The organism is Actinophytocola sp. (assembly GCF_035634895.1).
Classification (GTDB): domain Bacteria; phylum Actinomycetota; class Actinomycetes; order Mycobacteriales; family Pseudonocardiaceae; genus Actinophytocola.
On sequence record NZ_DASQCC010000119.1, the window covers coordinates 91,575 to 98,728 of the forward strand.

General features: G+C 70.7%; 7 protein-coding genes. 3 read left to right on the top strand and 4 right to left on the bottom strand.

Annotated elements, in window-relative coordinates; genetic code table 11:
- Nucleotides 1-77: 77 nt before the first annotated feature.
- Nucleotides 78-1,211: a S1 family peptidase gene (locus tag VET29_RS17145; RefSeq protein WP_324921331.1), complete on the bottom strand. Its 1,134-nt coding sequence runs from the start codon at nt 1,209-1,211 to the stop codon at nt 78-80.
- Between the two features lie 442 nt (nt 1,212-1,653).
- Here VET29_RS17145 and VET29_RS17150 point away from each other — a divergent pair, with 442 nt between their 5' ends.
- Nucleotides 1,654-1,977, top strand: a complete 324-nt coding sequence (locus VET29_RS17150; protein ID WP_324921333.1) for a hypothetical protein — start codon at nt 1,654-1,656, stop codon at nt 1,975-1,977.
- A 31-nt stretch (nt 1,978-2,008) separates the two neighbouring features.
- Here VET29_RS17150 and VET29_RS17155 read toward each other — a convergent pair whose 3' ends face one another.
- Nucleotides 2,009-3,076 (bottom strand): PLP-dependent aspartate aminotransferase family protein, encoded by a 1,068-nt coding sequence (locus VET29_RS17155; RefSeq protein ID WP_324921335.1) that lies wholly within the window; start codon nt 3,074-3,076, stop codon nt 2,009-2,011.
- A 67-nt stretch (nt 3,077-3,143) separates the two neighbouring features.
- Between VET29_RS17155 and VET29_RS17160 the strand changes: the two genes are divergently transcribed.
- Together VET29_RS17160 and VET29_RS17165 are read left to right on the top strand one after the other, a co-directional pair.
- Complete coding sequence (locus tag VET29_RS17160; protein WP_324921337.1) at nt 3,144-4,277, top strand: phosphotransferase family protein; 1,134 nt, start codon at nt 3,144-3,146, stop codon at nt 4,275-4,277.
- Between the two features lie 264 nt (nt 4,278-4,541).
- Entirely contained in the window at nt 4,542-6,089 is a 1,548-nt protein-coding gene (locus tag VET29_RS17165; protein WP_324921339.1) for a cellulose binding domain-containing protein, read from the top strand.
- A 349-nt stretch (nt 6,090-6,438) separates the two neighbouring features.
- On the opposite strand, the gene VET29_RS17170 is transcribed toward VET29_RS17165, so the two are convergent.
- Both VET29_RS17170 and VET29_RS17175 read right to left on the bottom strand, forming a co-directional pair.
- Nucleotides 6,439-6,642, bottom strand: a complete 204-nt coding sequence (locus VET29_RS17170) for a hypothetical protein (RefSeq protein WP_324921343.1) — start codon at nt 6,640-6,642, stop codon at nt 6,439-6,441.
- A 250-nt stretch (nt 6,643-6,892) separates the two neighbouring features.
- On the bottom strand, nt 6,893-7,154 hold a 262-nt coding region (locus VET29_RS17175), incomplete at its 5' end, for a hypothetical protein (RefSeq protein WP_324921341.1).

Below are 7,154 nucleotides of genomic sequence, written 5' to 3' on the forward strand. Positions count from 1 at the left end.
CACCGGCTAAACCCGGGTGGGCGCCCGGCCGCGCCGGGCGCCCACAGATTCTCAGGCGACTCTCTCAGGCGACTCTCTCAGGCGACGACGAGCGAGAGCCCGTACGCGCCGAGGACCTCGTTCACCGGCTGGAACCAGGTCTCGCCGCCGGAGGAGCAGTTGCCCCAGCCGCCGGAGGTCATGCCCTGGGCCTGCTCGCCGGTGATGTACGAGCCGCCGGAGTCACCCGGCTCGGCGCACACGTTCGTGTGCGTCATCTGGAACACCGCGCCCTGCTGGTAGTTCACCGTCTCGTTCATGCCGAGGACGGTGCCGCAGTGCCAGTGCGTCGTGGAGCCGGACCGGCAGATCGACGACCCGATCGGCGCGACCGCCGAGCCACGCACCAGCCGGTCCGGCACGGTGCCCCAGCCGAGCACGACCGGCACGGTCCACCAGCCGCCGCCGATGCGGATGAACGAGAAGTCGTTGCCAGGGAACGAGGACGCGGCGAAGTTGCCCATCCACGACCCGTCCCAGCCGTTCACCGACGCGCCGGCGCCGCCACAGTGCCCGGCGCTCACGAACCCGCCCTGCACCGAGAACCCGATCGAGCAGCGCACGCTGCCGTTGATGATGTACGGGTCGCCGCCGACCGTGCCGGCCGCGAACGTCGTCGGCATCCGGTCGGTCACCTCGACCGTCACCGGCCCGAGCTTCCTCGCCGCGGCAAGGAACCCCGCCGCGTCACCGCCACGCCGGACCGTGACGACCACACTGCCCGACCTGGGGTCGACCCGCCAGCTCGCGACGTCGGCCGGGGCCCGGACGCTGTCGAGCCTGGCCTTGACCGCGTCCAGTTCGGCCAGTGGACGCGGCACGCGGACGACCTCGGCGCCGGTGGCACGCACGGCCTTCGCCGTCGCGCCGGTACTGTCCAGGTTGGACAGCCCGATGACCAGCGTGCCGCGAGCGGCGTCGAACCAGGAGCCGCCGTAGGCCGCGCCGGCCGCCGCACGGGCGGCCGGATCGAGGTCCATGGCCACGGCTTCCTGACGCAGCCGGGTCTGGGCCTGTGCCTCGGTCAGCCCGAGGTCCCGCTGCATGGCGGCGACGAACGGGTCACTGGAGACGGTGGGCGCGGGGGTACCGGCCGCCGGCGTGCCGGCGAAGGCACCGCTCAACGCGAGCGCACACGCCCCGACGGCGGCGAGCATACGTATTCTCTTCATGTTTGCTCTCGTTTCTCAGCAGGGTTGAGAGGTGAGAGCGCTCTCACGGACAACCGTGAGGTATCCGGCGTGGTTCCGTCAAGGTCTGGACCAGATTCCACAGTTACCGGAGCGGTAACCGGTAGGCGATGGCCGTGAAGGCGCCCAGCCCGGCCGGGAGGTCGTACTCCGGCGCGCGTTCGTAACCCAGCCCACTCGTACAGCCGGATCGCCGCGCGCATGAAGTCCAAGGTGTGCAAGGCAAGCGTGGGCGCGCCGCCGGCGTTTTCCGCGCAGTGGGCCATGATCTCCCGCGCCACGCCCAGTCCGGTGGCAGGCGGACGGTCGCCGAGCCGGGCGGGTAGAGCCGCGCCCCGAGGATCTCGTCGCCGTCGACCGCCGCACAGCTGAATCCGGTCGCCCTGGGTACCAACGTCATTGTCCTTGTCTCCCAGTGGTATCTATGGCCCTGACCAGCGACGGCTCGTCCGTTCCGACCCGGCGAACCCACACCGCCCGGCCGGCCGGCACGAAGTTCACCCCATCGAATGAAAGGCGCGGCACCATGCTCGGCGCGGACCTCATCGTCAACTCGTACGTCATCGTCAAGGAGGGATGTCCGGTCGCGTTCTGCGTCGACACACCGGACCAGGTTCAGGTGATCTGTGGACGCCTCCCGTCCGACGCCTTCGAGTTCGTCCTGCAGCGGGAGGCGCTCCGCGCCTTCGTCGAGCTGGGGCTCGAAGCCCTGGCGGAGATGGACGGCGCCCTGGCGGGCGAGTGCTGATCGCGCGCCGGTGGCCGTGATCTCCCGACCGTCAACCGGAAAGCGCGGCGTCGAGATCCGCCCACAGGTCCTCGACGTGCTCGCACCCCACCGACAACCGCAGCAGCGACGGCGGCACGTGCTCCTGCCCGGCCAACCTGGCCCGGCGCTCGATCGTCGACTCCACGCCACCGAGGCTGGTGGCGGCGTTGACCACGCGCAGCGCCGCGCACACCGCGTCCGCCGCCGCCGCGCCGCCCGCCACCTCGAACGACATCATCGCGCCGAAACCGGTCATCTGCTTCGCCGCGCGGGTGTGGCCGGGGTCGCTCGGCAGGCCGGGATAGCGGACGCGGGTCACGGCAGGATGCCGCGCCAGCCGCACCGCCAGCTCCCCTGCCGACGCCTGTGCCTGCCGTACCCGCAGCGCCAGCGTCCGCAGGCCGCGGGTGGCCAGGAACGCCTCCATGCCGCCGGGTGTGGCGCCGGCCAGGACCCGGTGGCGGCGCTGGCGCGCGGCGAGGTCCGGATCGGCCGTCACCGTCAGGCCGATGAGCAGGTCGGCGTGCCCGCCGAGGTACTTGGACCCGCTGTGCATGACGACGTCCGCACCCAGGGCGAGCGGTTGCTGGAGCAGCGGCGTCGCGAACGTGTTGTCCACCGCCACCAGCGTGTTCGCCGCGCACAGGGCCGGCAGGTCTGCCACGTCCATGAGCGGGTTCGTCGGCGACTCCAGCCACAGCAGCGCGGCGCCGTCCGCGGCCGCGAGCGTCGCGGCGGTGTCCGTGATGTCCCGCAGGTCGACGGTGTGCCCGCGGGCGGCGACCAGGTGCCGGACGGCGGTGTAGGAGTCGACCGGCACGACCACGCGCGAGCCCGGCGGCAGCAGGTCCACGACGGCCGCCACGGCACCCATGCCCGAGGCGTACGCGGTGGCCGTCCCGCCTTCCAGCCTCCCGACCGCGTCCTCCAGCGCCGCCCAGGTGGGGGTGCCCTCGTTGCGGGCGTAGTCGTACTCGCCGCCGGTGCGGAAGCTGGACGCGAACACGGGCGGGACGTTCAGCGGCTCGCCGGGCCGGTCGTTCCGGCCGGCGCTGACACACACGGTTTCGACATGCACACCCCAACCTAAAACTCGGTCGCGCCCGCCGCCCCTCGATTAAGACACTGCTCACGTGGGGAGACGCGTGAGTGCCGTGGTGACGTCCGGCGACAGATGTGTTGGCACCGTCGGGCCGTTCGCGGTCGAGGTGCCGTGGTGGGCCGAGGTGGAGCAGGTGGTCGCCCGGCTGCGCGAGGTGCTCGGCGTGCCGGCGTACGTGCTGCGCCTTCTGGGGGTCGACGGCGGCGACGGAATGCGGGACGGGCACGTCACCTACCACGTCGAGGCGTTCGGCACGACCGCGTCGCTGCCGGCCGCGGCACTGTTCGCCGGGGACGACCCGCTGCGGGCACGCTGGGCCACCGCCGCCGGGCTGCGCGGCCTGTTCGACTGGGCCCGTGACGCCGTCGGCGTGCCGCTCACCGGCCCGATCGAGCAGCGCAAGACGTGGAACCTGGCCGGCCTGTTCCGGCTGCCCACCGCCGACGGCCCCGTGTGGTTGAAGGCGCTGCCGCCGTTCGCGGCCGACGAGGCGCGGGTCGTGGCGGCGATCGGGGCCGTGGACCCGACGCTGGTGCCCACGGTCGTCGCGTCCGCGCCCGGCCGGGTGCTGCTGGCGGACCTGCCGGGCGAGGACTGCTGGCACGCGCCGGCGGACGTGCTGGCGAGCGGCGTCCGCAGGTTCGTCCGCGTGCAGTCCGTGCTCGACGCACCCGTGCCGGGGCTGCTGGACCGGTCCGAGCCGGCGGACGACGTCCGTGCGCTGCTCGACCGGGACCTCGGGCTCACGCGTGCGGAAGTGGCGGGCGCGCTGGCGTTGCTGCCGAGGTGGCGGGAGCTGGCGGACTGCGGCCTGCCCAGCACCCTCGTGCACGGTGACTTCCACTCCGGCAACTGGCGCAGCGACCGCGGCGGCCCGCCCGTGGTCCTGGACTTCGCCGACGCCCACTTCGGCAGCCCGGCGCTCGACGGGCTACGGCTCACCGACTTCACCGCCCCGGACCGAAAGCCCGCGGTGCGCGCCGTGTGGGTCGAGGCATGGCGAACGGCACGGCCGGGCAGCGACCCGGCCCGCGCCCTGGCCATCGCCGAACCACTGGCACACCTCTACTACGCGGTCCGATACCAGGAGTTCCTGGACGGCATCGAGGAGTCCGAACGGATCTACCACCGAGACGACCCGGCATCGTCGATCCGATCAGCCCTGGCGTCCGCCTGACCCGCGAGTCCCGCGCCCAAACACAGCGAGTCCCGCACCCAGACATACCGAGTTGCGGTTTCGTGCACATCCCGGCTCGCGAGGTATGCACGAATCCGCGACTCGGTATGGGCGAACGCGGGACTCGCTATGGGCGAACGCGGGACTCGCGGGGATCTGGGGTCTGTATTGGTCCAGACCTTGCCGTTTTGGGCTGGTCTAGACCACACTGACGGTCAGGGAGATCCACGGCTGTTCTTCGTCCCCTGCACGATGGAGTCCGCGATGCGAAGATGGCTCACCGGGTTGGCTTCGGCCGCCCTTTTGCTCGGTTTCGTCACGGCGGGCCCGGCTGACGCCGCCGCCGGGCTGACCGCCACGTTCACCAAGGTGTCCGACTGGGGCACCGGCTTCGAGGGCAAGGTCACCGTCACCAACGCCTCAAGTGCCGCGATCAACGGCTGGACGATCGAGTTCGACCTGCCCAGCGGGTACTCGATCCCGAGCGTCTGGGACGCCCAGCACACGGTCAGCGGGCAGCACCACACGTTCCGCAACCCGTCGTGGGCCCCCACCCTCGCCGCGGGCACCAGCACGACGTTCGGGTTCAACGGCAGCCCTGGCAACTTCCCCGGCATCCAGAACTGCCGGTTCAACGGCGACGGCTGTGACGGCGGCGGCGGCAACCCCGGCGCCCCGTCGACCCCGGGCACGCCGAGTGTCACCGGGACCACGAACTCCTCGATCTCGTTGTCCTGGGGCGGGTCCACCGGCACCGTCACCGGGTACCGGGTCTACGAGGGCACGACGGTCCGGGCCACCGTGACCGGCACGTCGGCCACCATCAGCGGCCTGTCCACCTGCTCCGCGCACTCCTACACGGTCGCCGCGTACAACAGCGTGGGCGAGTCCGGCAAGAGCGGCTCGGTCAGCGCGACGACCACCGGCTGCACCAACCCGACCGGCGGCAAGGGCGCGCCGTACCTGTACATGGGCTGGGGTAACCCACCGGCACCGGCGACGGTCATGTCCGCGACGGGCGTCAAGTGGTTCACCATGGCGTTCGTGCTCTCCGGCGGCGGCTGCTCGCCGGCGTGGGACTCGGCCCGCCCGCTGACCGGCGGCGTGGACCAGCAGGCGATCAACGCGATCCGCTCGGCGGGCGGTGACGTGGTGCCGTCCTTCGGCGGCTGGCAGGGCAACAAGCTCGGGCCGAACTGCTCGACACCCGCCGCACTGGCCGGGGCCTACCAGCAGGTGATCAACGCCTACGGCCTCAAGGCGATCGACATCGACATCGAGAACTCCGACGAGTTCGAGAACGACACCGTCCGGAACCGGATCGTCGACGCGCTGAAGATCGTCAAGCAGAACAACCCGGGCATCCAGACGATCGTCACGTTCGGCACGACGACCACCGGCCCGAACTACTACGGCAACCTCCTGATCGAGCACGCCGCGGCGGTCGGCGCGAACATCGACGTGTTCACGATCATGCCGTTCGACTTCGGCAGCGGGAACATCGGCACCGACACGATCAACGCGGCCGAGGGTCTGAAGAACAAGTTGAAGTCCTCGTTCGGCTGGAGTGACGCCCAGGCTTACCAGCACATAGGCATCTCCGGCATGAACGGCCTGTCCGACCAGCAGGAGCAGACGTCGACGGGCACCTGGACCTCGATCCGCGACTGGGCGAAGTCCCACGGGCTCGCCCGGCTCGCGTTCTGGTCCGTCAACCGTGACCGGGGCTGCCCCGGTGGCGGCGTGGTGAGCGACTGCAGCGGGATCTCCCAGAACGACTGGGACTTCACGCGCATCACCGCGGGTTTCTGAGGGGAGGTGTCGGGGGCGGCCGCGATCCGGCCGCCCCCGCTCTTTCCTCTCCGGAACTCGCCGGCCGGCCGAGTCATGAGCCGGCGAGGCGGCCCGCGCTGGCGGGTTCGGCGCGTCGTTCGTTCGCGGTCGACGGCAGACGATCAGCCGAGCATCCGGACCATCTCGCCCACTGGCCGCGGCAACCCGCCGCTAGCGTCCCGTCCAACACGGTATCTCCCCGCGCCCCACCGGGTGAAAGTTATCCACACCCCCGCTGAACAGCGGTTTTGTCGGTCCTTGCCGCTAAAATGGGACCGGGGCCGGCCCCCTGGGTTGGGGCAGGGGGTCCGCGAAGTCGTTTGTCTTGTTAGGTGGGGTTGCGTGCCATGTGGCGTAGTCCTTGGGCGGTGTTGTTCCAGCCGTGGTGGCGCAGGGTGCTGATGGCGAGGTTGCGGAAGATGGCCATGACGCGGGGTGCGTTGCCGGTGCGCACGTGGGAGTGGTCTTCGGTGTAGGTGACGTCGCGGACCCAGTGCAGTCGGTTCTTGATGTGCCAGTGGTGGCCGGGCACAGGTGGCGATCTGGGTGGGATGGGCGTGTTCGGTGGGCAGGCTGGTGATCCCGAGGGTCGCGTAGGCGCTGTGTTTGCCGCTGCTGTGATGAGTGGTGTAACGCTCGATCAGGAACGCGTGTGTCGCGTGCGGGAAGTCGACGATTGGGTAGCCCAGGTAGGTGCCGAGCTGGGCGAGATTCCACCACGGGCACGGCTCTCCAACGATCATGGGACATCAGCAACCTGCGTTCGCGTTGATCAAGAAAAATCACATCACCGCCGTGACGAGTTCGCCGCGTAGTTGGGCCAGGACGTTCGGGACGTTGTTGACGCACAGGGCGTCCACGCCGGCGTCCAGTAGCTGTTGGGCGAACTTCACCGTCGGGCACCAGGCCAGGAACTCGCGGCCGCTGGTGTGCACCGTGTCGACCACGTACTCCAGGGGCCGGTGCAGCTCGACCGGCTCCCGCTCGTTCGGCCGGAGTGAGCCCCAGTGCGGGGCCAGGACCTGCACGTCCAGGTGTCCGGCC